We start from the raw sequence: 12,869 nt of genomic DNA on the forward strand, positions 1-12,869 counted from the left end.
CGATCAATAACGAAAGGCTCCGAATATGTCCTGGACAATGCCCGCCGAGACCGCCCCCCACGAGCGTGTGTGGATGGCGTTTCCACGGACCAACACCACCCTCGCCGAAAGCGCGGCCGACGCCGAGACCGCGTACGCCGCGTGGAGCGAGGTTGCCAATACGGTCGCGCAGTTCGAGCAGGTCGTCATGGTCGTCGACCCGACAGAGACGACACGTGCGCGTGCCATGCTCTCGGAGGAGATCGAGATCGTCGAAGCGCCGCTCGACGACGCGTGGATGCGCGACATCGGGCCGACCTTCGTCATCGACGACGCAGGCCAACTCGGCGCTGTCACATGGACGTTCAACGGTTGGGGCGCACAGGAGTGGGCCGAGTGGACCAACGATCGTCAGATCGGGCGCGTGGTCGCAGGCCGGGCAGGTGTCCCAGTTGTCAGCTCGATGCTCGTCCAGGAGGGCGGCGCCATCCACGTCGACGGCGAGGGCACCGTTCTCGTCACCGAGACGGTCCAACTCGACCCCTATCGAAACCCCTACGCCACGCGCGAGACGATCGAAGCCGAGCTCGAACGCACGATCGGCGCAAGGAAGGTCATCTGGCTCCCCCGCGGCCTGACCCGCGACTACGAGCGGTTCGGCACGCGCGGTCATGTCGACATGGTCGCGACCATTCCCTCCCCCGGGACGCTGCTGCTGCACCACCAGCCGAATCCCGACCATCCCGACCACGCAGTCACCAAAGGCTTGCGCGAGTTCTTCGAAGGCACCACCGACGCAGCCGGACGATCGTGGAACATCGTCGATCTGCCCGCTCCCAACACGATTCGGGACTCCGAGGGCTTCGTCGACTACAGCTACATCAACCACCTCGTCGTCAATGGTGGTGTCGTCGCCTGTGGTTACGGTGAACCGGAGGCCGACGCGCGCGCGGCCGAGATCCTGGCGTCGGTCTACCCCGGCCGGCGCGTGGTGACCATCGACGCACGCGAGATCCTGGCACGCGGCGGTGGAATCCACTGCATCACACAGCAACAACCAGCCGTCGGCGCCACGTCATGACGTCCCCGACACAAACCCCACCACTGGTGGAGGCATCGATAGCCGAACTGAGTGCCGCGCTGGAATCAGGCGCGGTCACCAGCGTCGAACTCGTCTGTGGGTACCTGAACCGCATTGGCCGATACGATAGACACAGGTTGACGCTCAACGCGATTCCCGTTCTCAACCCGACGATGTTCGACGAAGCGCGCGCATCGGACGAACGTCGTGCCCGTGGCGAGGCGTACGGTCCGTTCGACGGCATCCCGTACACCGCGAAGGACAGCTACCGGGTGCAGGGCCTCACCGTGGCGTCGGGTTCGCCTGCGTTCGCGCATCTCGTCGCGGGCTCAGACGCGTTCGCCGTCGAACGTCTGCGGGCTGCCGGCGCAATCTGCCTCGGCCTCACCAACATGCCTCCGATGGCCAATGGCGGTATGCAGCGGGGCGTGTACGGACGGGCCGAGAGTCCTTACAACAGCGACTATCTCGCGGCCGCGTACCTGTCCGGCTCGTCGAACGGTTCTGGCGTGTCGACAGCTGCGAGCCTTGCGGCGTTCGGCCTCGGCGAAGAGACATGGTCGAGTGGCCGCTCCCCCGCGTCGAACAACGCGCTCGTCGCGTACACGCCGTCGCGCGGCGTGATCTCGGTGCGTGGCAACTGGCCGTTGACGCCGACAATGGATGTCGTTGTGCCACAAACTCGTACGGTCGACGACATGCTCGCCCTGCTCGATGTGCTCGTCACGGATGACAACGACACACGAGGAGACTTCTGGCGCACGCAGCCATGGGTGGAATTGCCCGCGGCATCGTCGGTGCGGCCAGAGTCGTACCTGGACCTCCGCGATGACAATGCCCTGCGGGGCAAGCGTTTCGGCATACCCCGCATCATCCTGGGCGACGACCCCGACGCGGGCTGGCCGATCACACCACGACCCTCGGTCATCGAGCTGTGGAACCGCGCACGAGCAGACCTGGAGGCAGCGGGCGCCGAGATAATCGACGTCGACTTCCCCGCCCTGACCAACTACGAACTCGACCGACCCGACGCCCGCGACGGCTATGCCCGCGGAATCCTCCCGGAAGGATTCTTCGACGCGGAGATGTGGGACCTCACCGTCTGGTCGTGGAACGATTTCTTGGAGGCCAACGGCGACCCCGCACTGAACCGCCTCGCCGACGTCGACGGGCCGTTGATCTTCCCACTGCCCGACGGCGCGATTCCCGATGAACTGCACGGGTATTACGCGCGGTACAACCTGGACATCAGCGAGTACCCCGAGCGCGCCGCACGCGGAATCCCAACGCTCGATGAGATTCCCGATCTGGCCGAGGGCATCCGCGGGCTCGAGGAGATGCGCCGCGTCGACCTCGAGGAGTGGCTCGACGAACTCGGCCTCGACGCACTGGTGTTTCCCTCTGCGCTCGACGTCGGACCCGCGGACGCCGACACCAATCCGGAATCACACGAACGTGCCATGGCAAACGGGGTGTGGGTGTCGACCGGCAACACCATGATCCGTCACTACGGCATTCCGACTGTCAACGTCACGATGGGCACGATGAGTGACATCGGAATGCCCGTGAACCTGACATTCGCCGGACGCGCCTACGACGACAACGCCCTACTCGCCTACGGCTGGGCCTACGAGCACGCGTCTCGACGCCGCACCGCCCCTACCTCGACGCCGGAGCTCCCTTCACTGATGCGCCCCCTGATGCGCCCGGGCGCCGAGGCCGGCGGCGACGTCCCAGCGCTAGAACTGACAGCATCCGCTCGACGCGATGCGCAGTTTGCGGTCATCGAGATCTCGGGGTCATCCGACGCCGACCTGCTACAGGTGTTCGTCGACGGAGATGCTGTTCCGATCGACCGCGAGGGATCGAGCTTCACAGCATCGGTCGAGATTCCCGCAGCCGAGCTCAAGCGACAACACTCCGCGTGGCGCATCCCGTACGGCGCACTCGTGACAGCAATCGCGACGTCATCGAACGGCGCAGCCAACGCCGAATATGTGATCGTGGACGGCATCTGACCACGCTCCCTCTACTGGGACCTGCCCCGAGCGACCACGTCTGCCCCGCCACCGATGCGTGGTGGCGGGGTGTAGACGGGTTGCGGCACAACCAGATTCGACGGTTCGCCCGGGATGGCGCGGTGGTCAGGCGGCGTCGGCCAGCGGTGGGCCGAGGCTGTCTGGCGGGTCGACGCCGTGGGGTGCGATGAGGCCGCCTGGTGGAGCTGGGCCCGTTGGCGCGTCCGGGTCTGTGGGTGGCTCGGGGTCGGGTGGATCAGCGAGGTTCCATCGGATGTCGACCCGCGAGCTGAGACGAACGGTGTCGCCGGAGGGCATTGCGCCCACCAACGCGAGCTCGACCCGCCCGCGGGGCGGGTCCGGCATCGATGTCGGCGACACCATCCAGGCGCCGACTGCGTCCGCGACGATCTCGGCGTCCGCTGTACCGGAGGCTCGCGCGACGATCCCGGTATCGGCTGTGTCCGAGGCGATCCCGGTCCCGGTACCGGCCGCGCGTGCAGCCGCTGCTGCTTCGTTGTTGGTGTGTTCGGCGGCAAGGTAGTCGCGGAAATCAGCTTTAACGTCCGCGATGCGGTTGATGCGTTCCGGATTCTCCGGCATACCGGGCTTGGCGTTGAGCCGCCACGCAACCCGCCCGGTGTCGGGGCCGTCGGTGATCATGCGGGTGGTGAACTGGCCAGGTTTCGGGCCGACTCTCCGGTTGTGCACATCGCATGCCGGGACGAGTTGGTCGATATCGGTCAAGCCGCCGTCGGCCCAGTCTTTCGCGGCGTGATGCATCTGCACCCTGCTCGCGGGCTGATTACAGCCCGGGGCCGAACACATCTTCCCGCCGGGTGAGGCGAACGAGGCCAACCGTTGCCCCAGCGACGCGATCCGCTTCGACCGACCGAAATACAGGGGCACGCTGGTGTGCTCACCGAACACCGCCAAATACTGGCTCGCCCCGGCCGAGGCGGCCATCTCGATCACATCACCGATCGGGAGCAGTGTTCCGGACGTGGTTTGCGCGATCCCCGCCTGCGCTTCCAACTCGTGCAGGCTGGTGGTGACGATGACCTGGATCGGTAACCCCCGGTGGGTGTTGCCCAACATCCCTGATTCAAGTACTTGCTGCAGGAGTGCGGAGAAGGCGTCGTGGTTGCGTTGCGCTGGTGAGCGTTCATCACGCAGCGCGGCCGCCGCGACCTGTTCAGCATTCGCGGTCGTGATCGGCCCGACCGGCGACTCCGGGTCGTCCGGATTGTTCATGCCCGGTTTGGCCCACGCGTCCAACACCGTGTCCAGCCGTGCGCGGGCGATCGGATCGAGGTCGGCGGTCAATCGCGACATCAACTGCGCGTTCTGCCGGTTCACCCACAGGCGACGTCGACGTTTGCGATCTTTCGAGGTGGTCAGCGTGCCATCCGGATCCAGGTGCGCCAACAATCGTGACCCGAGGTTGGTGATTTCGGCGGGCGTGAATTGGACCGCATACCCGGCCATCTGTGCTTCGGCGGCAGCTTTGGTCTCGGCCGACACTTCACCGGGGATCTCCTCCAGCACCTCCAACACCGCACGGACATGTGCGCCCGCGACACGACCCTCGACGACATAGCCGGCCAGGGTGGGACACGACGGCGGTAGTCGGTTACCGCAGATCGTGGTGAACGAGCCGGTCGCCGCGATCACCCGATGCCGGGCCGCGGGGTCACCGATGTGCAGGCCGTGGCCCATGAAGTTCCGGATGTCGCGGAAACCCAGGGCGCGGGGTAGGTCGCGGTCGGAGGCTTCCACAATCAAACGATCCGTCACCGCACCCGCAGTGCGCAGTGCTAGGCGTTCCGCTTCGACGGTGGCTTCGACCAGCGCCGCATCCGACACCAACGACACATCGACGGCAGCCAACTCGTCCAGCACCGCGGCAAGGCGTGACAGCTTCTCCGCCACGACAGCATCCGCCGAACCCACCGCAGCAGTAGCCAAAGCCGAAGGCGCACCACCGGCCCCAACGTCATTGCTGTTGCTGTTCACGTGCCGCCACCCCCGCCCCACGTCATGTCGAATATGTGTTCTACATTACCCGACAATACCGACAGCGTCGAGGAAAACTCGAAAGAGCTTTCGATCGCAGATTCAGGCGCTCAACAGATCGCGGGTGATCTGAAGCTGGCCCAGGTGCTGGGCCAAGTCGTGTACGACATGCAGCACCACCCACTGAGGCGTGACGGTGTTGAGGTCGACCTTCGCGCGTGTTCCGCGTGCATCGCGGCCCGCAATTCCGTCGCGCACCATGCGCGTCGACCACACATCCATATCGGCGCGGACCTGCGCGATGCGTATGACGAGATCGTCGCGCGTTCCCGTCGCGTCGAACTCCCGCGACCGATCACGGGGCAGATCCATTCCGCACCCGAATGTTCCCAGCCACCAGCGGGCCATCTCGATGCAGTGGTGGACGATCGCATATGGCGCGTTGGAACCTGCGACCGGCAAGCTTCTGTTGAGGTCTGCATCGGCCACGCCGTCGAGCGCAGTCAGAACGCCGTCCCAGCATCGATCAGCGGTGTCACGAGCGGCCTCAAACCAGAGATCCATCGCTATAGCGTGTCACGTTCGGATCGTCGTGATCTTGCAGGAACCGCCATCTCGGCGCAGTAACGAAGTTCGGGCCTCGTCGACGAATCCTCGTCAAGAGCGTCACATATCGACATAGTGGAGTGTGGAGTCGCCAACCGAGCGACTCCCAACGAGGAAAGGGTTTACCCATGGCACTCGACGACGACGACATCACCACCTCCAGCCCAGGGGGTGAAGGTCCTGCCGATGGCGGCTCAAATCCCGGCGGACACGACGGCGGCGCAGACGGCACCGCCTCACCCGGCGAAGGACCAGCCGACGGCGGCTCCAACCCCGGCGGACACGACGGCGGCGCAGACGGCACCGCCTCACCCGGCGAAGGACCAGCCGACGGCGGCTCCAACCCCGATGGACACGACGGCGGCGCAGACGGCACCGCCTGAGTGACGACAATGCTGAGCCGCTGCATCGCCATCGACCCCGACGCGTTCGCGCGTGATCACTGGGGTCGGCGTCCTCTGCTCAGCAGATCGGACGCGCTCCCCCGCGACTTCGACGATCTTCTCTCGCCGCGCCGCGTCGACGAGTTGATCGCCGAGCGCGGGGTGCGTGCACCGTTCATCCGGATGGCCAAGGAAGGCGGTCTGGTAGGCAAAGAGAACTACCTCGGGCCGGCCGGTTTCGGTGCGGAGATGCCCGATCAGGTCGATTCGGCAAAAGTGCTGGCGCAGTTCGCCTCTGGTGCCACGATCGTTCTGCAGGGGTTGCACCGACTGTGGCCGCCCATCATCGACTTTGTGCGTGGGATGGTCGACGACCTCGGACACCCGGTACAGGCCAACGCCTACATCACCCCACCCGCAAATCGCGGTTTCGATCCCCACTACGACGTACACGACGTCTTCGTACTCCAGATCTCCGGCCGCAAGCACTGGCGGGTTCACGCCCCGGTACACACCGATCCCCTCGCCGACCAACCCTGGACCGACCACCGTGATGCAATCAAGGCGCGCAGTCACGAAGAGCCGGTGATCGACACCGTCCTCGAACCCGGCGACGCCCTGTACCTTCCGCGCGGATGGCTCCACTCGGCAGAAGCTCTCGGCCACACGTCGATTCATCTCACGGTCGGGGTATCGGCTGTCACTGCCTTCGATCTGGTCCGGGCGGTCGTCGACCAACTCGGCACAGTCGAATCGCTACGCGCCGCGCTGCCGATGGGTACCGACTTCACCGACCCCGACGAGTCAGCGGCGCTGGCAGCCAAGACAATTGCTGCCGTCATCGACGTATTGCAGGCCAACACAACAGATCTGGCCGAAAGCACCGCCGCGCGGTTGTCGACGATCCACGCCGAGCGAACCCGACCCGTGGCAGTTCGACCGCTCGCCACACTCGACGCAGTCAACTCACTCACCGAACACACGACGGTGAGGCGACGCCACGGCCTCGTCGTCGAAGTCCGTCGTGCGTTGCAACGTACCGAGATTCGCCTTCCCGATCGGACCATCAGCTTCCCCGACTACTGCACAGAGGCACTCGAGGCCGCAGTATCCGGAGCCACCGTCACCGCGGGTGAACTACCGGGACTCGACGCCGCCGACAGCCTCGTGCTGATTCGCAGACTGCTTCGTGAGGGCGTCGTCGTTCTCGAGAGTGGATCGGTTCCAACCGGATGACCCGTCGTCCTCCGTGTAGCGTGCAATCCGCGGAGCGCGGTGATCCGATCTACGGCACAGCCTCGGCGGGAACATTGTGGGTCCTGCTCGAACTCGGTGGTGCGTGGGGACATTCGGCGTTCTTGCAATCGCCGTCCATCATCGACCCCGACCTCGGTCTGAGCATCGTGCGTCGGGTCGAGAAGCAGCGCATGCGGATTGTCGCGATTCGACGACCGGGACGCCGACCGCAAACACCACGGTGGCGTTGGTTCATCGTGGACTCCACGCCGGGAGCGGAAAGCGTGCACGCTGGCGAAGTCGACGGTCCTGCAGGCTATCTCGACCTCGCGCTCGACGGGTCCGACGGCGCTCCATCGACCGAACCTCTCGTCGCAGTGTGCGCGCACGGTAAGCATGACCAGTGCTGTGCAGTTCGGGGTCGGGCCGCGACAGCATCGATCGCGTCGGCGTATCCGGAGTGGACGTGGGAGTGTTCACACCTCGGTGGTGACCGTTTCGCCGCGACAGGGCTGATCCTTCCGCACGGTCTCTGTTACGGAAGACTCGACACCGCCGTCGACCCAGCGTCCATCGTTGAGCTCTACACCCAAGGGCGCCTTGTGGATTCGCTACTGCGTGGACGTACGTCACTCCCCCACGCCGTGCAGGCCGCACAGCACTTCGCCCGCGTCGAGACCGGAGATGACCGCATCGACTCGTTCGCGCCGATCGACGTCACACACGTCGATGGGCGGATCCACGTCCGTCTGACGGGCCACGTCGGCCCCGTCGACGTGGTGCTCGGTGAGGAGTTCTCCGAGCCGCTGTTCTCGATGTGTGAAGCGAATGTCGCTGGACGCGTACGGCAGTTCACGCTGGACTCCATCGCCTTCGGACAGGTCGCCGCGACCTGACCGTGACCCTGTATCGATCGGTGGTCGGCGACGTATCGAGCACGCGTCACCCACGTCGACGAGCGCCGTCGGCGTCGGTGAGCGCGCATGCTCGACTCATGGGAATCAACAAGAACGACACCGTCGAATGGAATACGTCCCAGGGACCGACGCATGGGCACGCGAAGGAAAAGCGCACATCGCCATTCACCTTCGACGGTCAGAAGTTCAATGCTAGCGACGACGACCCGTACTGGATTGTCGAATCGTCGAAGACAGGATCGCAGGCGGCGCACAAGGAGTCGTCGCTCACCAAGAAGTGAGTGATCCGTACCCACATTCTCGACAGGTCACATATTTTCGAAGGCCCGACCGAGTTCGGCACCGACGTCGATGATGCGAGCAGCTTTGACCTCGGGCTTGTCGATCTCTTCCGCCACGTGCTGGGCGACGAAGCGCTTGATTTCGGTGTCGACCTGACCGACGGCACGGATGAATTCGCCACGCAGGTTGTGCGACGCGACGCCGACTATCACGTCTTTCGGCCGTGGCGGAGTGACGTCGATCCGCAACTCCAACGGCTCGGCGGCACGAACGGTCAGCGGTAGCGTGATCAGCCCGTCGACGTCGTACTTGATGCGGTCGACTCGCAGATCCACGACGAGACCGATGGTCAGCATGATCTCAACGGTGAACGTGATCAGTTCCCCGACGTTGCGCGCGATGCGCGGCTCGCCGATCTCGACGTGCGCGGTCACGCGAGCGAGCCCACCGGGGCCGGACGGGATGGGACCGACGTCGAACGATCCACCCGTGATAGAGGAGAACGCTGACCCCACCCGCTCCTCGGTCACGGCGACCTCGAAGAACCGGCGGCCGAACTCTTCATACGTCAGCTGCGTCATCCCCTTCATCGTGCCATTTCATCGATCGTCATAGAACACGTTCGCCTCGATCCGGCGCGGCGAGTCGTACCCTCGGGACATGTCTTTTCAGGGCTTCCCCGAGGCCGCCCTCGATTTCTACGACGACCTCGAGGTCGACAACAGCAAGGCTTTCTGGGAACAACACAAGCAGACATATCAGAGCGCTGTGGCCGCACCGATGCGTGAGCTGACCGACGCACTTGCCGATGAGTTCGGTGAAGCGAAGCTGTTCCGCCCGTACCGCGACGTCCGGTTCTCGAAAGACAAGTCGCCCTACAAGACCCATCAGGGCGCCTACGTTGCAGTGGCACCGGCGACCGGCTACTACGTCCAGATCAGTGCACCGGGTGTCATGGTGGGTGCCGGCTTCTACGACGCTTCGCCCGAGCGATTGTCCGCGATGCGCACAGCCATCGACGACGATCGACGTGGCCGCGAACTCGAACAGATCGTGCGTCGACTCGAGGACGCAGGATTCGACATCGGCGGAGAACGTCTGAAGACGGCTCCTCGCGGATGGGATGCCGGCCACCCACGAATCGAGCTACTGCGGCACAAGACGTTGACGGTCTCGCGCGATTACGGATTCGACGCCGTGATCCATGGTCCCGACCTGGTCGAGCGCGTGCGCGCTGACTGGCGCACCGCCCGACCACTCGTGGACTGGCTCATCCAACACGCTCTCGCGTGACGCCTCGCTTGACGTCCAGAAACGCCTGCGGGACATGCTGCGCTAGTCGACTGCGCCGTCGACGTAGACCCACGAGCCGTCGAGTCTGGTGAACGTCGACAGCTCGTGCATCTGCCCTCGACGCCCCTCGGCGCGATAGAACGCCGTGAACTCGACCGTGCCCGTGGTGTCGAACGGGCCGCCGCCGCTCACCGATTCGACGTCGAGACGCAGCCACCGCATGCTGTCATCGAGACCGAGGTCGGCCGGTCGGGTATCGGGATGCCAACTGCGCAGCAGGTGATTTCGGTCGCCGACGGCGAACGCGGTGAAGCGCGACCGCATCAACGCTTCGGCGGTTGGGGCACGGCGCTCTCCACGCAGGATCGACCCACAGCATTCGGCCAACGTCAGGCCGGTCCCGCACGGGCAGCGCGCGTCGTCGTCGAGTGTCGTGCTCATGGCGGCCCAGCATATGCCGCCGCGACCGATGGTCCCAGCCGACTGCCAGCGTCCGCCCATCACGGTGGCAGCGTCGGCGACTGTGATGGTGGCATGACAACGATTACTCATACCCCAGCAGTCACCCGTACCCGTCGCGCCGACACGGTTGTACTGATCATGGACGGTAGCGTTCGAGCTCACTGCGTCGCACGACAGATCCTGGATCGCGGGAAGAACCTCGCCATCGCGGGAACCCGTGGTCACGACCTCGTTCCCTATGTCGACGCTGCCGTGCGAGACCGTGTGGTGACGGTCATCGCCGATCCCTCCGATCCGACGCAGATCGACGCGGTCATCGAACGCGCGAGTGACACCCTCGGACCCGTGATCATGGTCGTCGATCCCGGCGGGTTGCTCTCCGACGTTCACGCCGCCGACCGTCACGCCGCCTGACACGCCGCACTGCCGGCGTCTGCGGCGAGGGCGGTCTGCGGTGGAGAGGTCTGCGGTAGAGCTGCGTCAAGATCTGACGAGTCGGCGTCAAATTCGCGTCAGAGGCGCTCGCATAACGACTTTCCGGCTATACAACGTCCCTCGTGGCATTACCCGGAACACGTACGCGAGTGTTGGCGCGCGACGAGGCATCGTCGTCGAACTCGACCTCCGCTGACCCGTCGAGAACTTCACGAAGCCGCGACAAACGTCGCCTGACCGCGACGACGGGTCTGGCAGCGCTCTCGCTCGATGCGATGGCGTCGGTCGCCTATGGGCCGGAGGCGATCGTCCTGGTGCTCGCCGCGGCGGGCGGCAACGCGTTGGGACTGACCCTTCCCGTCAGTGCCGCGATCGTCGTACTCCTCGCGGTGTTGGTGCTCTCCTACCGGCAGCTGATCGCTGCATTCCCCGACGGCGGCGGTGCTTACGCCGTCGCCAAAGCCCATCTCGGCCGCCGCGCATCACTTGTCGCCGCGGCTTCGCTCGTCATCGACTACGTCCTCAATGTCGCTGTGTCCGTGACCGCCGGAACCGCCGCACTCACCTCCGCCTTTCCCGCAGCGGGGCGGTATACCGTCTGGATCGCGCTCTCGGTGCTGGCCTTGATCACAGCCGTCAACCTGCGCGGAATCGTCAGCAGCGCCAGAGCTTTCGTCACTCCAACCGTTGTGTTCGTGGTGAGCATCGCGTCGGTGATCGTCGTCGGCCTCGTCAACGGCGGAAGCCACAGTGTCCCGCAGGTCGACTCACAAACGGTCGGGACCATCGGAATCTTGCTGGTACTCAAAGCATTCTCCAGCGGCTGCGCCGCGTTGACGGGCGTCGAGGCCATTGCCAATGCGACGCCACAGTTCAGGGAGAATCGAATCCGCCGCGCGCAGCGTGCTGAGGTGGCGCTCGGCGTGCTCCTCGGCGCGATGATGCTCGGCATCGCCGCACTCGTGGAGCGTCTGCACATCCAACCGCAGGCAGGCGTCACGGTGCTGTCGCAACTCACGGAAGGCGTATTCGGGCGTGGTGCAATGTATTACGTGGTGCAGGTAGCCACGATCGTGCTGCTCGCCCTTGCTGCCAATACGTCGTTCGGCGGGTTGCCGCAACTGATGAAAGTTGTTGCGAGCGACGATCATTTGCCGCATCGACTCACTCGCCGAACACGCAACGGTGTGTACCGCAACGGAGTTCTCATTCTTGCGGGCGCATCCGCTCTGCTGATTGTCGTCTCGGGCGGAGACGTCAATGCCCTCGTCCCGTTGTTCGCCATCTGCGTGTTCATCGGCTTCACCCTCGCGCAGGTCGGCCTGGTGCGTCACTGGTCGGTCACGCGGTCACACGGTTGGCGACGCCGCGCCGCGCTCAACGGCTTCGGCGCGGTACTCACCGCTGTGGCGGCGGTGGTCCTCACCGTGATGAAGGCCGGCGAGGGGTCCCTGTGGGTCGTCCTCGTGTTGGCGATACTCGTCGCGGCGATGGAGTTGCTGGCCCGAAGTTACCGACGCACAAGGGAACTCGACATTCGGACGGCCGCCGATACGTCGCACCCAGGAGAACACCCGCGACACTCCTTCGCCGGACAGGGCCTCGCCGTCGTACCCGTCTCGTCACCGTTGTGTTGTGCCACCAACGACGCCCTGCATGCGGCCCGCGCGTTCGGCCGCGAGGTCGTCGCACTGCATGTCGTCATCGACGGTGACTCAGTACGAGAAGGCGACACGGCACGAGAAGGCGACACGGCACAAGAAGGCGATACCGGCGCGGCCATCGCTCGCGAGCATGACGATTTCGCGTCGGAGTGGCGGCGGTACCACCCGCTCGACCGCCTGGTCGAAGTCCGCGCACCCGACGAGGACTCCGTCGTCGATGTCCTCGCCGACCATATCGCCACCCTGGCAAGCAACGACGACGTGCTCGTGATCATCCCCGACTCCGCGTCGGACACACGCGCAAAGCTACTGTCCTCGGGACGGGCCGACGACCTCGAGCGAGCACTCAAGCGCACAACACACGCTTTGGTCACGAGGACGCGGACCAACGTCGACGCCCGCCGCTCGACGTCCATCGCGAATGTGCGCAGGTAGCAGCGGGGGCAAGGCACTGGGTAAGCCTCGGGGCACCTATTCTCCGGTGGACTAACCTGATC

The 12,869-nt window shown here is 65.1% G+C and carries 13 protein-coding genes; 9 read left to right on the plus strand and 4 right to left on the minus strand.

Going from position 1 to position 12,869, the window contains the following annotated elements; all coding sequences use genetic code 11:
* The first annotated feature begins 25 nt into the window (after positions 1-25).
* Positions 26-1,060, plus strand: coding sequence for an agmatine deiminase family protein (locus ABW18_RS06330; protein ID WP_049698176.1), 1,035 nt, complete (start codon positions 26-28; stop codon positions 1,058-1,060).
* Positions 1,057-3,078, plus strand: coding sequence for an amidase (locus ABW18_RS06335; protein WP_049698177.1), 2,022 nt, complete (start codon positions 1,057-1,059; stop codon positions 3,076-3,078). The genes ABW18_RS06330 and ABW18_RS06335 overlap by 4 nt, the downstream gene beginning before the upstream one ends.
* 126 nt (positions 3,079-3,204) lie before the next feature.
* Here ABW18_RS06335 and ABW18_RS06340 read toward each other — a convergent pair whose 3' ends face one another.
* Together ABW18_RS06340 and ABW18_RS06345 are read right to left on the minus strand one after the other, a co-directional pair.
* Positions 3,205-5,094 (minus strand): HNH endonuclease signature motif containing protein, encoded by a 1,890-nt coding sequence (locus tag ABW18_RS06340; protein ID WP_053117387.1) that lies wholly within the window; start codon positions 5,092-5,094, stop codon positions 3,205-3,207.
* Between the two features lie 102 nt (positions 5,095-5,196).
* Positions 5,197-5,658: a mycothiol transferase gene (locus ABW18_RS06345; protein ID WP_049698178.1), complete on the minus strand. Its 462-nt coding sequence runs from the start codon at positions 5,656-5,658 to the stop codon at positions 5,197-5,199.
* 170 nt (positions 5,659-5,828) lie between these two features.
* Here ABW18_RS06345 and ABW18_RS06350 point away from each other — a divergent pair, with 170 nt between their 5' ends.
* The 4 genes from ABW18_RS06350 (at position 5,829) to ABW18_RS06365 (ending at position 8,517) form a co-directional block, all read left to right on the plus strand.
* Positions 5,829-6,083 carry a hypothetical protein gene (locus ABW18_RS06350; protein ID WP_005208825.1) on the plus strand — a complete coding sequence of 85 codons (255 nt, stop codon included), beginning with the start codon at positions 5,829-5,831 and terminating at the stop codon, positions 6,081-6,083.
* A gap of 9 nt (positions 6,084-6,092) precedes the next feature.
* Complete coding sequence (locus ABW18_RS06355) at positions 6,093-7,319, plus strand: cupin domain-containing protein (RefSeq protein ID WP_049698557.1); 1,227 nt, start codon at positions 6,093-6,095, stop codon at positions 7,317-7,319.
* Positions 7,316-8,215, plus strand: coding sequence for a sucrase ferredoxin (locus tag ABW18_RS06360; RefSeq protein ID WP_049698179.1), 900 nt, complete (start codon positions 7,316-7,318; stop codon positions 8,213-8,215). The genes ABW18_RS06355 and ABW18_RS06360 overlap by 4 nt, the downstream gene beginning before the upstream one ends.
* Positions 8,216-8,313: 98 nt before the next feature.
* The gene (locus tag ABW18_RS06365; protein ID WP_005208831.1) at positions 8,314-8,517 is read left to right on the plus strand and encodes a hypervirulence associated TUDOR domain-containing protein; all 204 of its coding nucleotides are present in this window, start codon (positions 8,314-8,316) and stop codon (positions 8,515-8,517) included.
* Positions 8,518-8,544: 27 nt separating this feature from the next.
* Here the strand turns inward: ABW18_RS06365 and ABW18_RS06370 are convergent, their stop codons facing one another.
* Positions 8,545-9,099, minus strand: coding sequence for a hypothetical protein (locus ABW18_RS06370; protein WP_039856949.1), 555 nt, complete (start codon positions 9,097-9,099; stop codon positions 8,545-8,547).
* Positions 9,100-9,178: 79 nt separating this feature from the next.
* Here ABW18_RS06370 and ABW18_RS06375 point away from each other — a divergent pair, with 79 nt between their 5' ends.
* The gene (locus ABW18_RS06375; protein WP_049698180.1) at positions 9,179-9,811 is read left to right on the plus strand and encodes a DUF2461 domain-containing protein; all 633 of its coding nucleotides are present in this window, start codon (positions 9,179-9,181) and stop codon (positions 9,809-9,811) included.
* A 42-nt stretch (positions 9,812-9,853) separates the two neighbouring features.
* On the opposite strand, the gene ABW18_RS06380 is transcribed toward ABW18_RS06375, so the two are convergent.
* Positions 9,854-10,252 carry a YchJ family protein gene (locus ABW18_RS06380; RefSeq protein ID WP_049698558.1) on the minus strand — a complete coding sequence of 133 codons (399 nt, stop codon included), beginning with the start codon at positions 10,250-10,252 and terminating at the stop codon, positions 9,854-9,856.
* A 93-nt stretch (positions 10,253-10,345) separates the two neighbouring features.
* Between ABW18_RS06380 and ABW18_RS06385 the strand changes: the two genes are divergently transcribed.
* On the plus strand, positions 10,346-10,687 hold the full coding sequence (locus ABW18_RS06385; RefSeq protein ID WP_049698181.1) for a hypothetical protein: 342 nt from the start codon (positions 10,346-10,348) through the stop codon (positions 10,685-10,687).
* Positions 10,688-10,983: 296 nt separating this feature from the next.
* Complete coding sequence (locus tag ABW18_RS06390; protein ID WP_082938100.1) at positions 10,984-12,807, plus strand: APC family permease; 1,824 nt, start codon at positions 10,984-10,986, stop codon at positions 12,805-12,807.
* Positions 12,808-12,869 lie beyond the last annotated feature (62 nt).

Origin of the sequence: Gordonia jacobaea (assembly GCF_001186365.1) — a bacterium.
Classification (GTDB): Bacteria; Actinomycetota; Actinomycetes; order Mycobacteriales; family Mycobacteriaceae; genus Gordonia; species Gordonia jacobaea.

Coding starts and splice junctions, on each gene's coding strand:
- ABW18_RS06375 (WP_049698180.1), top strand. CDS start 9,179: ATGTCTTTTCAGGGCTTCCCCGAGGCCGCCCTCGATTTCTACGACGAC.
- ABW18_RS06350 (WP_005208825.1), top strand. CDS start 5,829: ATGGCACTCGACGACGACGACATCACCACCTCCAGCCCAGGGGGTGAA.
- ABW18_RS06390 (WP_082938100.1), top strand. CDS start 10,984: ATGGCGTCGGTCGCCTATGGGCCGGAGGCGATCGTCCTGGTGCTCGCC.
- ABW18_RS06370 (WP_039856949.1), bottom strand. CDS start 9,099: ATGACGCAGCTGACGTATGAAGAGTTCGGCCGCCGGTTCTTCGAGGTC.
- ABW18_RS06380 (WP_049698558.1), bottom strand. CDS start 10,252: ATGAGCACGACACTCGACGACGACGCGCGCTGCCCGTGCGGGACCGGC.
- ABW18_RS06365 (WP_005208831.1), top strand. CDS start 8,314: ATGGGAATCAACAAGAACGACACCGTCGAATGGAATACGTCCCAGGGA.
- ABW18_RS06355 (WP_049698557.1), top strand. CDS start 6,093: ATGCTGAGCCGCTGCATCGCCATCGACCCCGACGCGTTCGCGCGTGAT.
- ABW18_RS06360 (WP_049698179.1), top strand. CDS start 7,316: ATGACCCGTCGTCCTCCGTGTAGCGTGCAATCCGCGGAGCGCGGTGAT.
- ABW18_RS06335 (WP_049698177.1), top strand. CDS start 1,057: ATGACGTCCCCGACACAAACCCCACCACTGGTGGAGGCATCGATAGCC.
- ABW18_RS06385 (WP_049698181.1), top strand. CDS start 10,346: ATGACAACGATTACTCATACCCCAGCAGTCACCCGTACCCGTCGCGCC.
- ABW18_RS06330 (WP_049698176.1), top strand. CDS start 26: ATGTCCTGGACAATGCCCGCCGAGACCGCCCCCCACGAGCGTGTGTGG.
- ABW18_RS06345 (WP_049698178.1), bottom strand. CDS start 5,658: ATGGATCTCTGGTTTGAGGCCGCTCGTGACACCGCTGATCGATGCTGG.